The organism is Bradyrhizobium sp. CCBAU 45394 (assembly GCF_028128655.1).
GTDB lineage: Bacteria > Pseudomonadota > Alphaproteobacteria > Rhizobiales > Xanthobacteraceae > Bradyrhizobium > Bradyrhizobium diazoefficiens.
Genome location: NZ_LBIX01000173.1, coordinates 193395 through 212094 on the forward strand (window position 1 = coordinate 193395; position 18700 = coordinate 212094).

20 protein-coding genes are annotated in these 18700 nt (G+C 65.5%); 10 read left to right on the plus strand and 10 right to left on the minus strand.

Annotated features, from left to right (window positions below; all coding sequences use genetic code 11):
- Positions 1–28: 28 nt before the first annotated feature.
- The 3 genes from prfA to WN73_RS32345 all read left to right on the plus strand — a co-directional run bounded on the left by prfA (position 29) and on the right by WN73_RS32345 (position 3256).
- Positions 29–1114, plus strand: coding sequence for a peptide chain release factor 1 (prfA, locus tag WN73_RS32335; protein ID WP_011083050.1), 1086 nt, complete (start codon positions 29–31; stop codon positions 1112–1114).
- Positions 1111–2004 (plus strand): peptide chain release factor N(5)-glutamine methyltransferase, encoded by an 894-nt coding sequence (prmC, locus tag WN73_RS32340; protein ID WP_271556248.1) that lies wholly within the window; start codon positions 1111–1113, stop codon positions 2002–2004. The genes prfA and prmC overlap by 4 nt, the downstream gene beginning before the upstream one ends.
- A gap of 463 nt (positions 2005–2467) precedes the next feature.
- Entirely contained in the window at positions 2468–3256 is a 789-nt protein-coding gene (locus tag WN73_RS32345; protein ID WP_011083052.1) for a DUF4167 domain-containing protein, read from the plus strand.
- Between the two features lie 57 nt (positions 3257–3313).
- Here WN73_RS32345 and WN73_RS32350 read toward each other — a convergent pair whose 3' ends face one another.
- On the minus strand, positions 3314–4054 hold the full coding sequence (locus tag WN73_RS32350) for a methyltransferase domain-containing protein (protein WP_011083053.1): 741 nt from the start codon (positions 4052–4054) through the stop codon (positions 3314–3316).
- A 108-nt stretch (positions 4055–4162) separates the two neighbouring features.
- Here WN73_RS32350 and gloB point away from each other — a divergent pair, with 108 nt between their 5' ends.
- Together gloB and WN73_RS32360 are read left to right on the plus strand one after the other, a co-directional pair.
- Positions 4163–4930, plus strand: coding sequence for a hydroxyacylglutathione hydrolase (gene gloB / locus WN73_RS32355; RefSeq protein ID WP_271556249.1), 768 nt, complete (start codon positions 4163–4165; stop codon positions 4928–4930).
- 23 nt (positions 4931–4953) lie between these two features.
- Positions 4954–5376, plus strand: a complete 423-nt coding sequence (locus tag WN73_RS32360; RefSeq protein WP_011083055.1) for a cupin domain-containing protein — start codon at positions 4954–4956, stop codon at positions 5374–5376.
- Between the two features lie 115 nt (positions 5377–5491).
- On the opposite strand, the gene yddG is transcribed toward WN73_RS32360, so the two are convergent.
- The 3 genes from yddG to WN73_RS32375 all read right to left on the minus strand — a co-directional run bounded on the left by yddG (position 5492) and on the right by WN73_RS32375 (position 8684).
- The gene (gene yddG, locus WN73_RS32365) at positions 5492–6361 is read right to left on the minus strand and encodes an aromatic amino acid exporter YddG (protein ID WP_011083056.1); all 870 of its coding nucleotides are present in this window, start codon (positions 6359–6361) and stop codon (positions 5492–5494) included.
- A 168-nt stretch (positions 6362–6529) separates the two neighbouring features.
- A complete protein-coding gene (gene phbB / locus WN73_RS32370; RefSeq protein ID WP_011083057.1) occupies positions 6530–7255 on the minus strand; it encodes an acetoacetyl-CoA reductase in 726 nt (241 codons plus the stop codon).
- Between the two features lie 250 nt (positions 7256–7505).
- Complete coding sequence (locus WN73_RS32375; protein WP_028175239.1) at positions 7506–8684, minus strand: acetyl-CoA C-acetyltransferase; 1179 nt, start codon at positions 8682–8684, stop codon at positions 7506–7508.
- A 305-nt stretch (positions 8685–8989) separates the two neighbouring features.
- On the opposite strand from WN73_RS32375, the gene phaR reads away from it, so the two are divergent.
- Positions 8990–9583: a polyhydroxyalkanoate synthesis repressor PhaR gene (gene phaR / locus WN73_RS32380; RefSeq protein ID WP_011083059.1), complete on the plus strand. Its 594-nt coding sequence runs from the start codon at positions 8990–8992 to the stop codon at positions 9581–9583.
- A gap of 217 nt (positions 9584–9800) precedes the next feature.
- Entirely contained in the window at positions 9801–10421 is a 621-nt protein-coding gene (locus WN73_RS32385) for a class I SAM-dependent methyltransferase (RefSeq protein WP_028175240.1), read from the plus strand.
- Positions 10422–10483: 62 nt separating this feature from the next.
- On the opposite strand, the gene WN73_RS32390 is transcribed toward WN73_RS32385, so the two are convergent.
- Positions 10484–11371 carry a branched-chain amino acid aminotransferase gene (locus WN73_RS32390; protein WP_028175241.1) on the minus strand — a complete coding sequence of 296 codons (888 nt, stop codon included), beginning with the start codon at positions 11369–11371 and terminating at the stop codon, positions 10484–10486.
- A 172-nt stretch (positions 11372–11543) separates the two neighbouring features.
- Here WN73_RS32390 and WN73_RS32395 point away from each other — a divergent pair, with 172 nt between their 5' ends.
- Positions 11544–12479, plus strand: coding sequence for an alpha/beta hydrolase (locus WN73_RS32395; protein WP_028175242.1), 936 nt, complete (start codon positions 11544–11546; stop codon positions 12477–12479).
- A 9-nt stretch (positions 12480–12488) separates the two neighbouring features.
- On the opposite strand, the gene WN73_RS32400 is transcribed toward WN73_RS32395, so the two are convergent.
- From WN73_RS32400 to WN73_RS32420, 5 genes are all read right to left on the minus strand, one after another.
- Positions 12489–12737, minus strand: coding sequence for a hypothetical protein (locus WN73_RS32400; RefSeq protein WP_011083063.1), 249 nt, complete (start codon positions 12735–12737; stop codon positions 12489–12491).
- Between the two features lie 537 nt (positions 12738–13274).
- Positions 13275–13835: a carboxymuconolactone decarboxylase family protein gene (locus tag WN73_RS32405; RefSeq protein WP_028175243.1), complete on the minus strand. Its 561-nt coding sequence runs from the start codon at positions 13833–13835 to the stop codon at positions 13275–13277.
- A 109-nt stretch (positions 13836–13944) separates the two neighbouring features.
- The gene (locus WN73_RS32410; RefSeq protein WP_028175244.1) at positions 13945–14532 is read right to left on the minus strand and encodes a peroxidase-related enzyme; all 588 of its coding nucleotides are present in this window, start codon (positions 14530–14532) and stop codon (positions 13945–13947) included.
- Entirely contained in the window at positions 14529–15020 is a 492-nt protein-coding gene (locus WN73_RS32415) for a CMD domain-containing protein (protein ID WP_028175245.1), read from the minus strand. Before WN73_RS32415 ends, WN73_RS32410 begins: the two co-directional genes overlap by 4 nt.
- Entirely contained in the window at positions 15017–16174 is a 1158-nt protein-coding gene (locus tag WN73_RS32420; RefSeq protein ID WP_039186708.1) for a PLP-dependent cysteine synthase family protein, read from the minus strand. The genes WN73_RS32415 and WN73_RS32420 overlap by 4 nt, the downstream gene beginning before the upstream one ends.
- 86 nt (positions 16175–16260) lie before the next feature.
- Here WN73_RS32420 and WN73_RS32425 point away from each other — a divergent pair, with 86 nt between their 5' ends.
- Both WN73_RS32425 and WN73_RS32430 read left to right on the plus strand, forming a co-directional pair.
- Positions 16261–17241: a LysR family transcriptional regulator gene (locus WN73_RS32425; RefSeq protein WP_028175247.1), complete on the plus strand. Its 981-nt coding sequence runs from the start codon at positions 16261–16263 to the stop codon at positions 17239–17241.
- Positions 17238–18698, plus strand: coding sequence for an NAD(P)-binding domain-containing protein (locus tag WN73_RS32430; protein WP_028175248.1), 1461 nt, complete (start codon positions 17238–17240; stop codon positions 18696–18698). Before WN73_RS32425 ends, WN73_RS32430 begins: the two co-directional genes overlap by 4 nt.
- The last annotated feature ends 2 nt before the right edge of the window (positions 18699–18700 follow it).

Sequence of the window (18700 nt, forward strand, 5' to 3'; positions counted from 1 at the left end):
CCGCCTTCCGCCATTTGAGACTTACCCGATGTCGTCACTCCCCGAAGCCAAACTGGACGTCCTGCTCGCGCATCACGCTTCGCTCGAGGCCGAATCGCTGGGACAGCTCGCCTCCGAGCGCTACGTGCAGATCACGCGCGAGCTCGCCGAGATCACGCCGCTGATCGAGGCGGTCAAGACTTACCGGTCCGCGGTTAAAGAACTCGCCGACACCGAGGCGCTGATCGCCGATCCCGCGACGGATGCGGAGATGCGCGGCATGGCGGAAGCCGAGCGCGACGAACTGGCGCCAAGGATCGAGGATCTCGTCCAGAAAATCCGCGTCGCGCTGCTGCCCAAGGACGCCATGGACGACCGCAACGTGGTGCTGGAAATCCGCGCCGGCACCGGCGGCGACGAGGCTTCGCTGTTCGCCGGCGACCTGTTCCGGATGTACGAGCGCTTCGCCAGCCTGCAGGGCTGGAAGGTCGAGGTCATCTCGGCGAGCGAAGGCACCGTCGGCGGCTACAAGGAAATCATCGCGGAGGTGCAGGGCCGCGGCGCGTTCTCGAAGCTGAAGTTCGAATCCGGCGTGCACCGCGTGCAGCGCGTGCCCGACACCGAGACGCAGGGGCGCATCCACACCTCGGCCGCGACGGTGGCGGTGCTGCCGGAGGTCGAGGATGTCGACGTCGACATCAAGAACGACGATCTGCGCATCGAGACCATGCGTGCGCAGGGCGCCGGCGGCCAGCACGTCAACAAGACCGAATCGGCGATCCGCATCACCCACATCCCGACCGGCATCGTGGTGATGATGCAGGACAGCCGCTCGCAGCACAAGAACCGCGCCTCGGCGATGAACATCCTGCGCTCGCGCATCTACGACGCCGAGCGGCAACGCGTCGATGCGGCGCGCTCGGCCGAGCGCAAGGAAAAGGTCGGCTCCGGCGATCGCAGCGAGCGCATCCGCACCTATAATTTCCCGCAAGGGCGCGTCACCGACCACCGCATCAATCTAACGCTCTACAAGCTGCCGCAGGTGATCGCGGGCGAAGCGCTTGGCGAATTGATCGACGCGCTGACCACCGAGCACCAGGCCGCACAGCTCGCCGCGCAAGGCGCGGCGGCGTGACGCCCCGCGTGAGCGATCCCTTCACCGGACAATCGATCGAGAGCGCACGACGTGCACTGGCGGCGCGGCTGCGATCGGCGCAGCTCGAGGAAGCCGAGCTCGACGCCCGCATCCTGCTTGGTGCTGCGCTCGGCCTCGATCTCACCGGCCTGATAGCGCAGGCCGCCCGGCTTCTCACGGAGGCGGAGGCCTCGCGGATCGCGCAGCATGCGCAACGCCGGATCGCGGGCGAGCCGGTGGCGCGCATTCTCGGGACGCGCGAATTCTGGGGCCTGCCGTTCCGCCTGTCGGACGCAACCCTGGTCCCACGCCCCGACACAGAGACGGTGGTCGAGCGCGCGCTCGAGCTTTTCCGCGAGCAGAAGGCAACCCAGCAGCCACGCATCGCCGACATCGGCACCGGATCCGGCGCGATCCTGCTGGCGCTGCTGCACGATATCCCCGGCGCCTTCGGCGTCGGCACCGATCTCAGCCTGAACGCGCTCGAGACCGCCAGGGGCAATGCCGTGACCCTTGGCCTTGCCGACCGCTCCGCCTTCGTCGCCTGTTCCTATTTAGCGGCGCTCCGCGGCCCATTCGACCTCATCGTGTCGAATCCGCCCTATATCCCTTCCGCCGAAATTCCGAAATTGAGCATCGAGGTGCGCGAGCACGATCCGCATCTGGCGCTCGACGGCGGCAACGACGGATATGACGCCTACCGCGCCCTGATCCCGCAGGCGGCCGAGCGTCTCGCGCCCGGCGGAGCGCTGATCGTCGAGGCCGGACAGGGCCAGGCCCGAAATATTGAAACCCTTTTGACGGCTGCGGCGTTGGTGGTGGACAGGCCGCCCAAGGCCGATTTGGCGGGTATCCCACGGGCCGTTTCGGCCCGAAAAATGCCCCCATAAAAGCCGGATTGGCCTGTAAAAACCACTTGGAATATCCCTTGGGAACGACTACCTTCTACTCAACACATCGGTGTCGGCCCCGTACACCTACGGGCGAAAGCCGGGCTCTCGGGCGAGAGCTTCACTGATTTTAGGTTCCAAGCCGCAGGTCCTGTTAAGCGCGATAGCCCATTGAGGTGCGCAGCTTTCCGACCGCAAAGTGAACGAAAGCCTGATATTGCGCGCGAAGACTAACGCAAGAAACCAGGGCTTGTTTTGGCAGGCAAAATGAATGGGTTCGCTGGCAATGAATGCTGGCGGGTGGGGAACGCGTCTTTGTTGAACGCGACGGTCGACGAACATTGGCAGGGTTCAAGCCGCCTCTTGCGCGCGGTGCGCGTGAGCGATGTGAACCGCTGTCATCAGGTCACTCCTAGCAATCAGTAATGCGTGCAACCTTTAGGGCTGGAATTAAAGGCAGGACATGAGAAACGGTCAGAACAAGCAGCGGATGCGCAACCGCAACAACAACAATAACAACAACCGGCGCGGCCAGAACCCGATGACCCGGGTCTACGAATCCAACGGACCCGATATCAAGATCCGCGGCACGGCTTCGCACATCGCCGAAAAATATCTGCAGCTCGCGCGCGACGCGCGCTCCTCCGGCGACCCCGTTGCGGCCGAGAACTACTACCAGCACGCCGAGCATTATTTCCGCCTGATCGCGGCCGCCCAGGAGCAGTTCCGCCAGAACCAGCAGCCGCGCGGCGACGAGCCCATCAGCAGCAATAGCGACGACGGCGAAGACGACGGCGAGAATTTCTCGAATTTCGGCCAGGAGCCGGGCTTCGTCCCGCAGCCGCAACAGCAGCAGCCCTTCATGCGCGACCGCGACGGCCAGCGCGATCATCATCAGCGTGATCACCAGCAGCGTGACAACCAGCCGTCGTACCAGCGCGACAACCAGCAGCCGCGCGAGCACCGCGAACGCGACCATCGTCCGCAGCCGCAGCAATATCAGCCGCAGCCAATGCCGCCGAACCAGCCGCAGCCCGTCATCGCCGATGCCGGCAGCGTCGATCGCCTGCCCTCCTTCATCACCGGCGCACAGCCGCAAGTGAATGTCGGCGCGAACGGCGGCCAGGCTGGCTTCGAGGGCGGTGGTGGCGGCGAGCGCTTTCCGCGCCGGCGGCGCCGGCCGCACGGCCCGCGCCCCGAGCGCGAAGCCGCTCCGGCCGCGTCCAGCGACGATCTGGCGCCCGGCGAGTAAGCTCCTTCGGATTTTCTGATCTGCATCGTCCCGGCCTCGCGCCGGGACGATTTGTTTTCAGCTGCGCGTCACCGTCGAGGACGGCACCAGCACCGGCTTCAACGAGGGAATCAGCCGCGCCCGCTCGCGCTTGGCGGGGATCGCGCGATAGACCTGCTTGGTGGCCTCGACGATGTGCACGCCGGCAAAGGGCAGCGACAGCGCCGCCCCGGCACGCTCCCACATCTGCGCCGATTTCAGCACCCACCCGCCGGCATAGGGCGGCATGAACAGCGCCTCGCCCCAGGCGGTCGGCGTGAACCAGGTCTGGCGCAACAGATCGGTGATCTGCGAGCGCGAATAGGGCCGGCCGTGGCCGAACGGCGTATTGTCGCTGCGCGTCCACACGCCGCGCCGGTTCGGGATCACCGCGATCACGCGGCCGGACGGCGACAGCACGCGCCACACCTCGCGCAGCAGCGCAGCCGGATCGTCCGACATCTCCAGCGCGTGGACCAGCAGGATGCGGTCGACCGCGGAATCGGGAAGCGGCAGCGAGAATTCATCCACCAGCGAGGCCAGCGCCGGCCGCCCCGTAGGCCATTTCAGGACGCCCTGGGCCGCCGGCATGAAGGCGAGGCAGCGCTCGGCGTCCTCCCGGAACAGTCCGAGATAGGGCGTGGGATAGCCGATGCCGAGCACGCGCTGGCCCTCGGCGCGCGGCCAGCGCTCCCTGATGCCCCGATTGATCATTTGCCGCGCCACAATCCCGAGGCGACGGGAATAGAACTCGCGGAGGTCGACGACGTCGATGCTCATGACGGCAATGTAACATGCGCAAGGCCGCCGCTGCGCGCTGAATATTGCATTGCCTGCGCAACGTTAACGCCATATTTGTCTGGCGGGGCTGAGCGCGAAGGAGACGTCATGGCTGCCGAAATTCGTACTTTCAGCTGTTTAAACGACAATTTCGGTTACCTGATCCACGATGTGGAAACCAAGGCGACGGCGTCGATCGACGCGCCGGAGGCCGGCCCCATCCTGAAGGCGCTGGAGCGCGAGGGCTGGCAGCTCACCGACATCCTGATCACCCATCATCATGGCGATCATGTCGGCGGGGTCGCCGAACTCAAGCACAAATACAACTGCCGCGTCGTCGCGCCGCACGACAAGACCACTGCGATCGCCAACGTCGACCTGCGCGTCGCCAATGCCGACGTGGTCAAGGTCGGCAGCCTGCTGGCGCGCGTCGTGGAGACGCCCGGCCACACGCTCGACCACATCTCCTACGTGTTCGACACCGAGAAGACCGTGTTCGCCGCCGACACGCTGTTTTCGATCGGCTGCGGCCGCGTCTTCGAGGGCACCTATCCGATGATGTGGGATTCGCTCTTGAAGCTGCGGGCGCTGCCCGACGATTTCAAGCTCTATTGCGGCCACGAATACACCGCTTCCAACGTCAAGTTCGCGCTCACCGTCGATCCCGACAATGCGGCGCTTCAGGCGCGCGCGGCGGAGGTGACCAAGCTTCGCGCCGAGAACAAGCCCACGATTCCCTCACTGCTTGGTGACGAGAAGCGAGCAAACGTGTTCCTGCGTGCCGATGACCCCTCGGTCGCAGCCAGGCTACACATGAAGGGTGCGGATGCCGCCGCGGTCTTCGGCGAGTTGCGCGAGCGCAAGAACAAATCCTAAAGAACAAATCCTGACGGGGATCGATGCCGACCGCAGCCGAGATCATCGCGCGCCTTGAACTCCGACCGCATCCCGAAGGCGGGCACTATCGCGAGACGTTTCGCGACCAGACCACGGACGCCAACGGCCGTTCGCGCTCGACCCTCATTTACTTCCTGCTCGCGCGCGGCGAGCGTTCGCACTGGCACCGCATCGATGCGGTCGAGATCTGGCATTACTACGCCGGCAGCCCGCTGATGCTGCGCATCGCGCATGAAGGCTGCTCCCAGCACGAGGTCCGCCTCGGCACGGATCTCGTGAGCGGCGAACGACCGCAGGCCATCGTACCGGCCGATGCATGGCAGATGGCCGAGACAACAGGTGAGTGGACACTGGTCGGCTGCACCGTGGCACCCGCATTCGAGTTCGCGAAGTTCGAGCTCGCGCCGAAGGGCTGGGAGCCGTAGCTCCACACCGTCATTCCGGGGCGCCCCGCAAGCGGCAAACCCGGAATCTATCTCACCACTATTGACGCCGATAAATGGATTCCGGGTTCGCACGTCGTGCGCCCCCGAATGACAATCATCGCTTCCGCAACACCATATCTTTCGCCGCGATCAGGCCGCCGCCGGCGATCAGGACCGCGGCGATGGCGATATTGGCACTGGCTTTTGCGAAGCCGGCGGCGATGAGGAAGCCGGTCGACAATAGCGGCGTCGCGTAGGAGGCGGCACCGAGCACGCGGATGTCGCCGCGCTTCATGCCGATGTCCCAGGCGTAGAACGCTGCCCCGACAGGCCCGATGCCGAGCCCAATCACGGAGATCCATTGCAGCGCCGTCTCCGGCCACACGGTGGTTTCGAGCGCGCCATGCATCAGCGCAGCGAGCAACGCCGTGGCGAGACAGAAGCCCGCGACCGCGTCGGTCGGCACCGCCTTCAATCGGCGCGATAGCACCGAATAGGTCGCCCACACGAAGGCGGCGATGAAGGCCGCGATCAATCCCGGCACCGCCCCCGGCGCGAAGCCGGAGGTATTGCCGGCGAACAGCAGCACGGTGCCGACGAGGCCGAGCACGGCACCGACGATGTGATGCACGGCCAGCCGCTCGCCCGGCAGGAAGGACGAGAACAGCACGATCAGCAGCGGCCAGAGATAGTTGAGCAGACCGGCTTCAGCCGGCGGCGCGAAGCGCAGTGCCAAAAAATACAGCGCGTGATAGCCAAACAAGCCGCCGACGCCGACGGTCCACACAGCCAGTGGCTGGCGCAGGCTTTTCGCCGCCTCGCCGCGGCCGATCCAGGTGAGCAGGCCGACGAGGCCGCCGATCGCAAATGTCATCGCGGCGAGCTGGAATGCCGGGATCTTTCCGGTCGCCACCGTCATCACTGACAGCAGCGACCACATCAGGATCGCGGTCAATCCGATCAGCGTCGCGGTGCGGGGAGTCATTTAAATCGCCTCGTCATTCCGGAGCGGCTCAAAGAGCAGAACCCGGAATCTCGAGATTCCGGGTTCGCCGCTATCGCGGCGCCCCGGAATGACAGTGCATGGACAAATGCCCGGGACAAGCCCGGGCATGACGACGTCGTCGATATCAACCTGCGTGATGCCTACGCATCACACCATGTACTGGCCGCCGTTGACGGTCAGCGTCGAGCCGGTGATGGCGCCGGCTTCGTCGGCGGCGAGGAACACGACCGCGCGTGCGATTTCCTCGGGCTCCCCTAAGCGGCCGATCGGGATCAGCGGCAGGATGGACTTTTCCAGCACGTCCTTCGGCACCGCCTGCACCATCTCGGTGTTGATGTAGCCGGGGCAGATCGCGTTCACGGTGACGCCGCCCTTGGCGTTCTCCAGCGCCAAGGCCTTGGTGAAGCCGATCTCGCCGGCCTTCGCCGCGGAATAGTTCACCTGGCCGAACTGGCCCTTCTGGCCGTTGATCGAGGAGATGTTGATGATGCGGCCGAACTTGCGCCCGCGCATGCCTTCGATCACCTGGCGCGACATGTTGAACAGCGAGCCGAGATTGGTGCCGATCACGGCGTTCCATTGCTCGAGGCTCATCTTGTGGAAGGCGCCGTCCTTGGTGATCCCGGCATTGTTGACGAGCACGTCGATCGGGCCGACCTCGGCCTCGACCTTCTTCACGCCTTCGGCGCAGGCGTCGAAATTGCTGACGTCCCATTTGTAGACGGCGATGCCGGTCTCCGCCTTGAACTTCTCCGCCGCCGCATCGTTGCCGGCGTAGCTCGCCGCGACCTTGTAGCCGGCCGCCTTCAGCGCCTTGCCGATCGCAGCTCCGATGCCCCGCGTACCACCCGTCACCAATGCAACACGTGCCATATCGTATTCCTTCCCTTGGACTCTTCGGACGTTTCTGAGTGATCGTTTTTAGCTACGGATTATGCGGGACGTTTGACGGACATCAAGAACAAAACGCCCGGCGTGAGCCGGGCGTTTCTCTTTAGTCGAGGCTGACGCGGTTGCGAAGAATATTTGATTTGCAACCGCTGCCTTTTTAGTCGCGTGCAACGCACTCACTTATGTGTGCAGCGCACGCGCATGGTCCACGTAAGCTGCGCGAGAGCTAGATTCAGTCGCGCGCCAGACACATCGCGATACCCATGCCGCCGCCGATGCACAGCGTGGCAAGGCCCTTCTTGGAATCGCGCTTCTGCATCTCGTGCAGCAGCGTCACCAGCACGCGCGCGCCGGAGGCGCCGACCGGGTGGCCGATCGCGATCGCACCGCCATTGACGTTGACCTTGGAGGTGTCCCAGCCGAGGTCCTTGTTGACGGCGCAAGCCTGCGCCGCGAAGGCCTCGTTGGCCTCGATCAGGTCGAGGTCGCCGACGTTCCAGCCGGCCTTCTTCAGCGCGGCGCGCGAGGCCGGGATCGGGCCCGAGCCCATGATCTTCGGATCGACGCCGGCCTGCGCCCACGACACGATGCGCGCGAGCGGCTTCTTGCCTTCCTTGGCAGCCTGCTTGGCGGTCATCAGCACCACGGCGGCAGCGCCGTCATTGATGCCGGAAGCAGAGCCTGCGGTGACCGTGCCGTCCTTCTCGAAGGCGGGACGGAGCTTGGCCATCGCATCGAGCGTTGCGCCATGGCGCGGGTATTCGTCGGCGCTGACGACCACGTCGCCCTTGCGGGTCTTGATGGTGACGGGGACGATCTCGTCGTTGAACTTGCCGGCCTTCTGCGCGGCCTCGGCCTTCTGCTGCGAGGCGACCGCGAACTCGTCCTGCTGGGCGCGGGTGATCTGCCACTGGCGCGCAACGTTCTCGGCGGTGTTGCCCATGTGGTAGCCGTTGAAGGCATCCCACAGGCCGTCCTTGATCATGGTGTCGATGAATTCGAGCGCGCCCATCTTGACGCCGCCACGCAGATACTGGGCGTGCGGAGCCATGCTCATCGATTCCTGGCCGCCGGCGACCACGATCTCGGAATCGCCGTTGAGCAGCGCCTGGTAACCGAGTGCGACCGTGCGCAGACCCGAGCCGCAGAGCTGGTTGACGCCCCAGGCCGGGCTCTCCACCGGAATGCCGGCGGCGATCGAGGCCTGGCGGGCCGGGTTCTGGCCCTGAGCGGCGGTCAGAATCTGGCCCATGATGACTTCGGAGACCCGGCCGGGCTCGATGCCACCACGCTCCAGCGCGGCCTTGATGGCGACGGCGCCGAGATCGTGGGCGGGAAGGGTCGCGAACGCTCCGTTGAAGCTTCCGACCGGGGTGCGGGCGGCGCTGACGATGACGACATCGTCTGACATGGGCATCTCCTGGGGTTGAATGGGGGCAGACGGGGCTGGGGAAACGGCTCGCCAGTCTCGGACGGCATCCTGTTAACGTCATTGCGGCATGTCAATCGGCCGGTGGCCGAATTCATGCCGCAACGCATTCCAAATAGCGTTCTTGGCGCTTTCGCAAGCACGTTTTTGCTGCCCGATTAACCGTGGCGCACAAAACGGTAGCGTGACCCCTTTGAAAATGCTTATTTTGTTGCGTTGCGTACTCTTCCCGCCCTGCGGCATCGGCCGCCGGGTTCCCGTTCTCAGCGTCTTGCAAGTGAGAGCCCATGGCGAAATCAGACCAACCCACCACCATCAAGAAATACGCGAACCGCCGGCTCTATAACACCGGAACGAGCACCTATGTGACGCTGGAAGACCTCGCCGCCATGGTCAAGGATGGCGAAGATTTCCTGGTCTACGACGCCAAGACCGGCGACGACATCACCCGCTCGGTGCTGGCACAGATCATCTTCGAGCAGGAGAACAAGGCCGGCCAGAACCTGCTACCGACCACCTTCCTGCGCCAGCTCATCCGCTTCTACGGCGACAGCATGCAGATGGTGGTGCCGAAATATCTGGAACAGTCGATCGCGACGCTGACCCAGGAACAGGAGAAGTTCCGCAAGCAGATCGCCAATACGCTGTCCGGCACGCCCTTTGCGCCCCTGGAGGAGCAGGTCCGCCGCAACATGGAGCTGTTCCAGCAGACCTTCTCGATGTTCAAGCCGTTCGCCCCGCCGGCGCGCTCCTCCACCACCCCGGAGCCGGAGCCCGATGCGACCGCCGAGGCGCCGAAGGACAGCAACATCGACGATCTGCGCCAGCAGATGAAGGAAATGCAGGAACGCCTCGAGCGGATGTCGAAGAAGGAAGAGTAGGTCCTCTCGTTCGCCTCAGCGCGGCCGCCTGCCGCGGGCGTTTGCTTGGCGATTGTGCGCCCGTCATTCCACAATGTCGTTCTGGCGAAAGCCAGGACCCATACCGCGTGATCTGTCGGTAGAGATCGATAGCAGTACCGAACGACGAATCATCGCCAAACTGCTTCCTGGGGTAATGGGTCCTGGCTTTCGCCAGGACGACGCTGGAGAAGCCGCCATGTCCGACCCAAGCGCGCATTGGAACAACGTCTACGCCACAAAGGGCGAGACCGAGGTCAGCTGGTTTCAGGAGAGCCCGGCGATCTCGCTCGACATGATCCGCTCCGCCAACGTGGATCGCGGCGCAGGCATCATCGATATCGGCGGCGGCGCTTCGCGGCTGGTGGACGCTCTCTTGCAGGACGGATACCGCAATCTCGCCGTGCTGGACCTGTCCGCCAATGCGCTCGACGCTGCAAAGCGGCGGATCGGCCCGGCGGCCGCGTCCGTCGACTGGATCGTCGCCGACGCCACGACGTGGCGGCCGGCGCGCAGCTACGAGGTCTGGCACGATCGTGCGGCGTTTCACTTCCTGACCGATCCGCGCGACAGGGCCGCTTACGTCGAGCGCCTGCGGTCGGCGGTTGCGTCCGGCGGCCACGTCATCATCGCCACCTTTGCGCTCGATGGTCCGGAGAAATGCAGCGGCCTGCCGGTGCAGCGCCACGACAGCACGAGTCTTTCGACGGAGTTGGGGCCGGATTTCGAGCTGATCGAAACGCGCAGCGAGACTCATCACACGCCGTGGAAATCGACGCAGGCGTTTCAGTTCAGCCGGTTCCGGAGGCGCGGCTCTTGAGGCGTGGCGCATGCCACACCCTCGGTGTCGTCCTGGCGAAAGCCAGGACGACGTCAGGAAGCCTACGCCGCCAGCTTCACCGCATGCGCAAAGTCCCAATAGAGCTTGCGCGCTTTGGAGTAGAGCGGGCCCGGCGTCAGCTCGCGCTCGTCGATGCGAATCACGGGCGCGACCTTGGCGAAATTGCCGGTTGAAAAAATCTCGTCGGCGGCGAGGAAGTCGGCATAGCGCAACGTCTTCTCGACCACGGTGACGCCGTCGGCGCGAAGCAGGCCGATGACGCGCTGGCGCGTGATGCCGTTGAGGAAGGTGCCGTTCGGCACCGGCGTGAACACCACGCCGTCCCTGGCCATGAACACGTTGGAATTGCCGAACTCGGCGACATTGCCGAGCATGTCGAGCATCAGCGCGTTCTGGAAGCCGCGGGAGGCGGCCTCCGACAGCGCGCGCGAATTGTTGGGATAGAGGCAGGCCGCCTTGGCCTCGACCGGCGCGCATTCGGCCGTCGGCCTGCGGAACGGCGACAGCGTGATGGCGTTGCCTACAGGTTTGGGCATCGGCGCCTCGTAGATGCACAGGCACCAGTTGGTGGTCTCGGGGTCGAACAGCACGCCGCCGCCCGACCCGTTCTCCGCCCAGTACATCGGACGGATATAAAGCTCGGCATTCGCCGCAAAGCGCGCGATGCCTTCGTTTGCGAGCGTGAGCCAGGTGCCGGCATCGACCACCGGCTTCAGGCCAAAATTGATCGCGGATTGATTGGCACGGGCGATGTGACGGTCGAGATCAGGTGCGACGCCCTCGAACGCGCGCGCGCCGTCGAACACGACCGAGCCGAGCCAGGCCGCATGCGTGCGCGGGCCCATGATCGGCACATTGCCGTCGTGCCATTTGCCCTCGAAGAAGGTCCAACTCGGCGAATATTCGATGGCTTTCTTGACCTCGGCCATGGCCGGCCTCCCCTTGGCGTGATGCCGCAATATGGCACGACTATTGGGGGCAATTTCTAAATGATTCCCTGCGGGGAATGCCCCCTCCCCCGGAGGGGGCCCTGGACGGGGAGGGCAAGCATCGCGGTGGGGAGCAAACCGGATATAATGCCAGCCACATACGGAGTCCTCCATGCCGCTCGATCCGCTCGCAAAGCGTTTGTTGACCATGATGGCTGCGGCCGGGCCGCAGGTGCGAAACCGGCCGAGCGTCGAGGCGCGGCGGCAGTCGCTGGCGAAACTGATGCAGTTCGCGCGCACTGACGCGCCTGACGTGACCGTCTCCGACGGCACGCTGCCCGGCCCCGGCGGAGGGCTTCCCTATCGGCTGTATTCGCCCGCAACCGCCGCTGAGCGCGCGCCGGGCTTCGTGTTCTTTCATGGCGGCGGGCTCGTCGCCGGCAGCGTCGCCACGCACGACCGCATCGCGGCGGCACTTGCGCATGCCACCGGCTGCCGCCTGGTCTCGGTCGATTACCGCCTCGCGCCGGAGCACAAATTTCCCGCCGCGGTGGAGGATGCGATCGCCGCCACCGAATGGGTCGCGCGCGAAGCGTCGTCCCTCGGCATCGACGCCGGACGCCTCGTGGTTGGCGGCGATTCCGCCGGCGCGACGCTCGCCGCGATCGTGTGCCAGGAAGCGCTGCAGAACGCCGGCCTCTCCATCGTCGCGCAATGCCTGATCTGCCCGGTGCTTGATTTCGAGGAGACCTCGCCTTCGCGCGAGGCGTTCGCCGAGGGCCACCTGATCGATCGCATCACGATCGAAGCCGATCTCGCCGATTATCTGCCCGGCGACATCGATGCCGCCGATCCCCGCATCTCACCCCTGCGCGCCACACGCCTTGCGGGCCTGCCGACCGCGATCATCCATACCGCCGAGTTCGACCCGATGCGCGACGAAGGCAATGCCTATGCGCGCAAGCTTCTCGCCGCCGGCGTCACCGTCGAGCACGTCTGCCATGACGGCATGGTCCACAATTTCCACGCCATGGGCGCGATCCTGCCGCAGGCGCAGCTCGTGCTGTCGCAGATCGGCGAACAGGTGCGGCGGGCGGTCGAGAAGTAAAAGCGCGAATCACACGCGCGCGTCCAGCACGGCCCTGGCTGCCGCAACATATTCGGGCCAATGCGCATCCGCATAGCGTTCGGCCTGCCGCGTGCAGGTGACATCGGGGGCATGCGCGGCCGCGATCGTGCGCGCGAAGCGCTCTTCGGCGACCGTCACGTCGCCAGGTTCGGCCGGCGGAACGGCGGCGGCCACGGCGGTCGGGGCGACAGCGAGGCCTGCCAGACCAGTGAGCAGGATGCGGCGTGACGTGTTCATGACTGTCGTCCCTCCATTGTCCGGCCTGCACTCTGGCCGGCGAGTATGTCAACGCGATCACCGCAGGGTACCCGCGCACATCCGCGCAGTCCATCGCTTGCGGACAGCGCTTGACCACAGGTGTGATCACGTTCCATCTAACAACAGTTCCGTCATCAAGTCGCCACGCGTCGGATCGTCACGTGCCCCGTCACAGCCCATCGCGAAGCCGACCGTGCCGAACATCTATCTCGACCTGCGCACGACTTGCGCGACGATTCCCGCGGGCACGCTCGGGCTCGGCTTCGGCAACACCTCCCTGTCGGCCGCGTTCGAAGCCCTGGGGTACGACAGGGCGCGACGCTGCCGAGCGGACTGCCTGCTGCGAAAAACGACAACCGCCTGTTCGGCATCACCGCGCAGATCGCATGGATGCCGAAACCGTCCTACCAGCTGACGCTGCGGACGCCGCTCTACACCGTGCGCAATTAGAGCATGATCCGGAAAAGTGTGCAGCGGTTTTCCGAAAAGATCATGCTCGAACAGAACAAGGCGCTTCTACTCCGGCACCGGCACGTCGAAGGTGTTGAGCGTGACCGAGACCATGCAATAGACGCCGACGAGATAGGACAGCTCGGCCGCGCCATGCTCGCCGAACTCCTTGACCGCGGCGCGCCAGGTCAGTTCCGGCAGCACGCCGCCGCTCACCAGCGCCGATGCGACGTCGTAGGCGACCGCCTCCTGCTTGGTCAGATCCACCGGCCGTTGCCCGGCCACGATGGTCGCGAGCTTCTCGTCGGAGAGGCCGCGCTGCTCGGCCACCAGCACATGAGCATAGAGCTCGTAGCCGGAGCGGAAATGCGAGCCGGTAACGAGGATCGCGACCTCGCGCACCGAGGCCGGCAGCAGCGGGTTCGACGCGATCGCCTTGACCAGCTCCCACACCGGCTTGCCGAAGCGCGGCTCGCGGACCCAGGGATTCCAGGGTCCGAGCAGCGCGCCATCGTCGCGCATGTTCACAAAGCCCTTGAAGTGGTCCTTGATGCCGGCCCGCATGTCGTCATAGAGCGGCTTCTGTTCGTCGGTCAGATCTTTCGGATCGAGAATGGGAAGGCGCACGGCAGGATCTCCTCGTTGAGAAGCGGAGACCGTCGCCCGCATGTGCGCGCATCGCAAGTGAAGTTGCCGTGACGATCGTGCAATTTTGCAAATAACAGGGAGACGCCGGTTACGGCGCCTCGGGGCACGCCAGCGGCTCGCCCAGCGTATGCATCAGCCGGTTGGCCCAGCCGAAGATCGCGGCCGACAGTACCAGGTCGAGCTGCTCGAGCTCGCTCAGCCCGGCCTCGCCGAGTGCACGCGCGTCATCTGCAGTAGCTTCGATCGGCGTCGTCGAGAGCTTTGTAGCGAAATTGAACAGTGCCTGCTGGCGCGCCTCCAGCGTGGCATCGCGCTCGTCGGCAAAGATTTCCTCGACGACGTCGTTGCGCCCGGAGTAGCTGATGAAGCGTGAGGCGTGCACGGCGGCGCAATAGATGCAGCGGTTGACGACCGAGGCACTCAGCGCGCCGAGCTCACGCTCGGCCGGGGACAAGCCGTCCTTGCCGTACATGATGAGGTTGAACAGCGGCGAGCGCACCGCGAGCGATTCCGGGTCATGCGCCAGCGTCAGCACGTAAGGCGAGACGCCCTTGTTGGAGGGCGTGACCTTCATCGCCGCGAGCTGCTCTGACGTCGCCGAGGCGAGCTTGACAGGCGTGACATAGGGCGACCAGGTCGGGATCGTCGCGGTGAATTTGTGGACGACCTCGCTCATCGGGCTTCGACCTCTTTCAGGAGCCTGAGGCCGGCCAGGACCCGCAGCTGGTAGTTCACGAAGGCGGCAAGCTCGGACAGCCGCACGATATCGGCCTCGCTGACGCCGGCCGTCTTCAGCGCCGCAATGTCCTGTCGCGTCGCCTCGCGCGGCGACAGCGTCAGCAGGTCGGCATGGCGGGCCATGGCGTCGTGCAGGGAATCGCCACACAGGCCGCCGGGCCGTGCCAGAGCGGCCAGGTCGAGATCGCTCGCATGCGCCAGATAGGAGTCGTAATGCGCGGTCAGCGCCTCGTCGCCGACGTGCCGGCACATCCGCGCCGCGAGCGCCGCCCGCAAGCCGTGGCTCAGGCCGCCGGGCTCGCGCGGCAGCAGCACCGCGTCATGGGCGGCTTCGCTGAGGTGCAAAATCTCGGCGCGGGCGTTCAGAGCCTGGCCGAGCCGTGACGCCGCGCGCACGCCGGCAATGGTTTCGATCAGCGTGGTCAAGCAACACTCCGCGGGCTCTGTGGATTGACAACATCCTCGACGGCGAGCGCCAGCGGCTGCGCCGTATCCAGGAACGACGACAGGGCAGTCTCGAACGGCGCTGGATCGAGGCCGCGTGCTTTCAGCCATGCGGGGTCATAGTAGGTCTGCCGATAGCGTTCTCCGGAATCGCAGATCAGCGTGACCAGCGATCCGGCTTGGCCGGCGCTACGCATCTCCGAGGCAATGCGGCACAGCGCCAGGAAGTTGGTGCCGGTGGAACCGCCGACGGATCGGCGCAGCCGGCGCGACAGTACATTCATCGCCGCAATCGTTGCGACGTCCGGGATTTTCATCATGCGGTCGACAACGCCAGGCACGAAGGACGGTTCGCAGCGCGGCCGGCCGACGCCCTCGATCAGCGAGGGCCGTTCGCAAACGTGGGAGCGGTCCTGCGTGCGGAAGCAATCGAAGAAGGCGGAATGCTCGACATCGGCGACGCACAGCCGCGTCGGATATTGGCGGTAGCGCAAGTAGCGTCCGATGGTGGCCGAGGTGCCGCCGGTGCCGGCGCCCATCACGATCCAGTCCGGCAGCGGGCGCGGTTCGCCCTGCAATTGCGTGAAGATCGATTCGGCGATGTTGTTGTTGCCGCGCCAGTCGGTGGCGCGCTCGGCGAAGGTGAACTGGTCCATGTAGTGGCCGTTCAGGCGGGTGGCGAGCGCGGCGGCCTCGGCATACAGCGCGCGGCCGTCGTCGATCAGATGGCAATTGCCGCCATAATGCTCGATCGCAGCGATCTTCTCCGCCGACGTCGTGCGCGGCATCACGGCGTAGAAGGGCACGCCGATCATCTGCGCGAAATAGGCTTCCGACACCGCGGTCGATCCCGACGAGGCCTCGACCACGGGCGTGCCTTCGCGGATGTGGCCATTGCAGAGCGCGTAGAGGAACAGCGAGCGCGCCAGCCGATGCTTCAGGCTGCCGGTCGGGTGCGTGGACTCGTCCTTCAGATAGATATCGATGCCTGATAGCGCCGGCACGATCAGCCGGATCAGATGCGTGTCGGCCGTGCGGCATTGGTCGGCCTCGATCGCAGCTACAGCCTCGTCGACCCAGCCGCGCCGGTAGACCGGCCCGGCCGGATTGTGGTGGCGAAAGGGGGTTGGCTCCATCGGCATAACCTCATGCTCTCATAATACTTCTTGCACATCAAGAAATATTGTTCATTCTATATTCACATAATGCGGGCGACATGGCGATGAACCAGGACGTTATCGATATCCGCCTTCTCGAGGCCTTCGCCGCCGTGATGTCGGCCGGCAGCATCACCGGCGCGGCGCGGCTGCTCGGCCGATCGCAGCCGGTCGTGACGCGTCAGATCCAGGATCTCGAAGCTGACGTCGGCTATCTCCTGTTCACCCGGAACGGCCCGCGCATCAGCCCGACGCCAAAGGGCGTGCTGTTTCATGCCGAGGTCGAGCGGCTGCTGATGGGCTTGAAGCACATCCGCCAGCGCGCCAACGCGATCGGTGCGGGGGCGCTTCCCGTGCTCAGCCTGGCGGCAATCCCGGCGCTGGCGGCCGGCTTCGTCCCTGCCGCGCTCGCAGCGCTCGAACGCGAGTTGCTGCCAAGTCAGGTCCACGTGCAGGCGCTCTCGGCCGAGAACGTCGTGCAATCGGTGCTGTCGCAGTCGGTCGATTTCGGCCTTGCGAGCCTGCCGATCCAGCATCCCGGGCTCGACATGCAGTGGGTCTGCGAGGTGCCGTGCGTCGCGTGCCTCGCGATGGATCATCCGCTGGCAAAGAAGAAGGTCATTCGCCTGAGGGATCTCGCCGGCGTCCGGCTGCTGACGATGGCCAACCCCTACCGGCTTCGCCGCCGCGTGGAGGAGGCGCTGGAGCGTGAGGGTGTCGTGCCCGCTGAGGTCATCGACACCAACGCTTCGCTGACGGCGATCGCCATGGCCAAGCAGTCGCTCGGCATCGCCGTGGTCGAGCCGGTGCTGACCTCCAGCCTGCCGGTGGAGGGCGTCGTCACCCGGCCCCTGGACGTGTCCATTCCCTTCCTGTTCGCCGCGATTGCGCCGACCGGGCGCGAGCTGACACCGACGGTTGCCGCGCTCAACGACGCACTGCGCGCCGCGGTCGCGCTGATGCCCGGCGCAAAACTGCATAGCGGCGCCGCCGCGCTGGCCGAGGCCGGCGACGAAACCAGTGAATTCGAGAAAGCTCCCTCATGACGACGATGACACCTGACGCGGCGGGCCTCGCGGCGCTTGAAGCGCGCCTGAAGCAGGATCTGGCCTGGCTCGAACTGCCGGCCAAATCGTGGGTGCCGCGCCGCGTCGTCGATGGCGAGAGCGTCGTCGACGTCGTCATCGTCGGCGCCGGCATGGCCGGCCTCGTCGCCTCCGCCATGCTCAGGCGTCTCGGCGTCGACAACCAGCTCGTGCTCGACCGTGCCCGCGCCGGCGAGGAAGGCCCCTGGGTCACGTTCGCCCGGATGCGGACGCTACGCTCGCCCAAGGAATTGACCGGACCTGCGATGGGCATGCCGGCGCTGACCTTCCGCGCCTTCTACGAGGCGCAATACGGCAGGCAGGCGTGGCAGGCGCTCGACCGCGCGCCGCGCACGATGTGGATGGATTACCTGATCTGGTACCGCAAGGTGCTGGACCTGCCGGTCCGCAACGGGGTTTCGGTCGAGCGAATCCACGCGCGCACCGATGAATTGTTCGCGCTCGACATCAGCGAGGGCGGCACGTCGCGACAGATTCTCGCGCGCCATGTCGTGCTGGCGACGGGGCGCGACGGCCTCGGCGGTGCTTACGTGCCGTCGCTCTGCGACGGCATCGACCGACGTTTCTGGGCGCATTCGTCCGCCCCTATCGACTTCGAGAGACTTCGCGGCAGGCGTGTTGCCGTCGTCGGCGCGGGCGCATCCGCCATGGACAACGCAGCGATGGCGCTGGAGGCGGGCGCAGCGCGGCTCGACCTCTTTATTCGGCGCGCGGACATCCCGCGCGTCAACAAGTTCACCGGCATCGGCAGCCAGGGCGTCGTCCACGGCTTTGCCGGCCTGTCGGATGACTGGAAATGGCGTTTCCTCGATCACACGCTGAAGGCGCAGACGCCGCCGCCGCGTCAAAGCGTACTGCGGGTCTCCGCCTATCCGCAGGCGCATTTCCATCTCGCAAGCCCGATCGATGATCTCGCCGTCGCGGGAGACCATCTCACGGTAACGACGCCGAAGGGCCGCTACGCGACCGATTTCATCATCTTCGGCACGGGCTTCAAGGTCGACCTCGCGTTGCGCGACGAGCTCGCCGAGTTCGCGCCGCATATCCGGTTCTGGTGCGACCGCTTCCCGGCACCTGACGGCATGGACAATGCCGAGCTGGAGAACTCGCCAGACCTCGGCGACAGCTTCCAGTTCCTGGAGAAAGAGCCCGGCGCCTGCCCCATGTTGGCGCGGCTGCATTGCTTCAACTATCCGGCGACGCTGAGCCACGGAAAGCTCTCCGGCGATATCCCCGCGATCAGCGAAGGCGCCGACCGGCTCGCGCGCGGCATCGTCCGTCGCCTGTTCGTCGAGGATCGCGAGATTCATTTCGCCAACCTCAAGGCCTTCGCCACGCCGGAACTCGCCGGCGACGAATGGCAGGATGCCGACGTCACCCATCAACCCGCCGAATAGGC

Excerpts from the sequence above, each read along its gene's own strand:
- prfA (WP_011083050.1), top strand. The coding sequence starts at position 29 with ATGTCGTCACTCCCCGAAGCCAAACTGGACGTCCTGCTCGCGCATCAC.
- WN73_RS32345 (WP_011083052.1), top strand. The coding sequence starts at position 2,468 with ATGAGAAACGGTCAGAACAAGCAGCGGATGCGCAACCGCAACAACAAC.
- WN73_RS32350 (WP_011083053.1), bottom strand. The coding sequence starts at position 4,054 with ATGAGCATCGACGTCGTCGACCTCCGCGAGTTCTATTCCCGTCGCCTC.
- gloB (WP_271556249.1), top strand. The coding sequence starts at position 4,163 with ATGGCTGCCGAAATTCGTACTTTCAGCTGTTTAAACGACAATTTCGGT.
- WN73_RS32360 (WP_011083055.1), top strand. The coding sequence starts at position 4,954 with ATGCCGACCGCAGCCGAGATCATCGCGCGCCTTGAACTCCGACCGCAT.
- yddG (WP_011083056.1), bottom strand. The coding sequence starts at position 6,361 with ATGACTCCCCGCACCGCGACGCTGATCGGATTGACCGCGATCCTGATG.
- phbB (WP_011083057.1), bottom strand. The coding sequence starts at position 7,255 with ATGGCACGTGTTGCATTGGTGACGGGTGGTACGCGGGGCATCGGAGCT.
- WN73_RS32375 (WP_028175239.1), bottom strand. The coding sequence starts at position 8,684 with ATGTCAGACGATGTCGTCATCGTCAGCGCCGCCCGCACCCCGGTCGGA.
- phaR (WP_011083059.1), top strand. The coding sequence starts at position 8,990 with ATGGCGAAATCAGACCAACCCACCACCATCAAGAAATACGCGAACCGC.
- WN73_RS32385 (WP_028175240.1), top strand. The coding sequence starts at position 9,801 with ATGTCCGACCCAAGCGCGCATTGGAACAACGTCTACGCCACAAAGGGC.
- WN73_RS32390 (WP_028175241.1), bottom strand. The coding sequence starts at position 11,371 with ATGGCCGAGGTCAAGAAAGCCATCGAATATTCGCCGAGTTGGACCTTC.
- WN73_RS32395 (WP_028175242.1), top strand. The coding sequence starts at position 11,544 with ATGCCGCTCGATCCGCTCGCAAAGCGTTTGTTGACCATGATGGCTGCG.
- WN73_RS32400 (WP_011083063.1), bottom strand. The coding sequence starts at position 12,737 with ATGAACACGTCACGCCGCATCCTGCTCACTGGTCTGGCAGGCCTCGCT.
- WN73_RS32410 (WP_028175244.1), bottom strand. The coding sequence starts at position 14,532 with ATGAGCGAGGTCGTCCACAAATTCACCGCGACGATCCCGACCTGGTCG.
- WN73_RS32420 (WP_039186708.1), bottom strand. The coding sequence starts at position 16,174 with ATGGAGCCAACCCCCTTTCGCCACCACAATCCGGCCGGGCCGGTCTAC.
- WN73_RS32425 (WP_028175247.1), top strand. The coding sequence starts at position 16,261 with ATGAACCAGGACGTTATCGATATCCGCCTTCTCGAGGCCTTCGCCGCC.
- WN73_RS32430 (WP_028175248.1), top strand. The coding sequence starts at position 17,238 with ATGACGACGATGACACCTGACGCGGCGGGCCTCGCGGCGCTTGAAGCG.